This window comes from Acinetobacter sp. V2 (assembly GCF_001188385.1).
Taxonomy (GTDB): Bacteria; Pseudomonadota; Gammaproteobacteria; order Pseudomonadales; family Moraxellaceae; genus Acinetobacter; species Acinetobacter oleivorans.
Window position 1 is genome coordinate 337631 of sequence record NZ_JZFB01000004.1, and the last position, 1387, is coordinate 339017.

At 42.1% G+C, this 1387-nt stretch carries 2 protein-coding genes; one reads left to right on the top strand and one right to left on the bottom strand.

Annotated features, from left to right (window positions below):
• A partial coding sequence (gene fadA, locus UC75_RS14510) for an acetyl-CoA C-acyltransferase FadA (protein WP_228137394.1) occupies positions 1-981 on the top strand: 981 nt, incomplete at its 5' end.
• A gap of 45 nt (positions 982-1026) precedes the next feature.
• Here fadA and UC75_RS14515 read toward each other — a convergent pair.
• The coding region (locus UC75_RS14515) for a hypothetical protein (protein WP_228137395.1) at positions 1027-1387 on the bottom strand (361 nt) is incomplete at its 5' end.

Below are 1387 nucleotides of genomic sequence, written 5' to 3' on the forward strand. Positions count from 1 at the left end.
ACTTTAGAACAAGGTATGAACATTGGTCGTAACATCGGCTTATTGGCTGACTTACCAAAAACTGTAGCAGGTCAAACTGTAAACCGTCTTTGTGGTTCATCTATGCAAGCACTTCATACTGCTGCTGCACAGATTGCAACTAACCAAGGTGATATCTTCATTATTGGTGGTGTAGAGCACATGGGCCATGTAGGTATGATGCACGGCATCGACCTAAACCCAGAAGCATCTAAACACTATGCAAAAGCATCTAACATGATGGGCTTAACTGCTGAAATGTTAGGTCGCATGAACGGCATTAGCCGTGAAGAGCAAGACGCTTTTGGTGTTGAATCTCACCGCCGTGCTTGGGCTGCAACTCAAGAAGGTCGTTTCAAAAACGAAATCGTTGGTGTTGAAGGTCACGATGCAAATGGCTTTAAAATCCTTTGCGACATTGATGAAGTAATTCGTCCAGATGCAAACCTTGAGTCGTTCAAAGCACTACGTCCTGTATTCGATCCAAAAGGCGGTACGGTAACTGCTGCTACATCTTCAGCGTTGTCTGACGGTGCTTCTGCAATGTTGCTTATGTCTGCTGAGCGTGCACAAGCGTTAGGTTTAAAACCACGCGCTGTAATTCGCTCTATGGCAGTTGCAGGTTGCGATGCTGCAATCATGGGTTATGGTCCAGTTCCAGCAACTCAAAAAGCGCTTAAACGTGCTGGCTTAACGATGGCTGATATTCAAACTATCGAATTAAACGAAGCATTTGCTGCTCAAGGCTTATCAGTAATGAAAGGCTTAGGTATTTATGACAAGCAAGACATCATTAACTTAAATGGTGGTGCGATTGCTTTGGGTCACCCACTAGGTTGTTCTGGTGCGCGTATCACCACTACGTTGTTAAACGTAATGGAACAACAAGATACTCAAATCGGTCTTGCGACCATGTGTATCGGCCTTGGTCAAGGTATTGCAACAGTGATCGAACGTGTTTAATTAACACCAAGATAAAAAAAATCCCCGCTCAATGCGGGGATTTTTTTATCGACCAGCTAATCCATTTTCGATTTTCTTCTGTAAATCTATAATGTCATTAATATTTACTTTCATCGTACCCTCACGATAAGCATCGACATTACTTCGATTAATATTCAAATCTTTTAACATTACAAAGATACCATTGGTTGGATCAGAAGATTGTATTCCACCCGCTACCGCTAAAATGTATTGTTGTAAGAATGGAGAAAGTTGAGATAAATCAGGCTGTGCCATAACTGGCTGATAATCTACTGTAGTCATGCCTTCAGGGACTAAAGCATTTTGTATATCGTAATGCGTTTTATACTCATGATGTTGCAGAGCCTGACGCACTTTTTTATCTTCTTGGAAGGGTACAAATCCC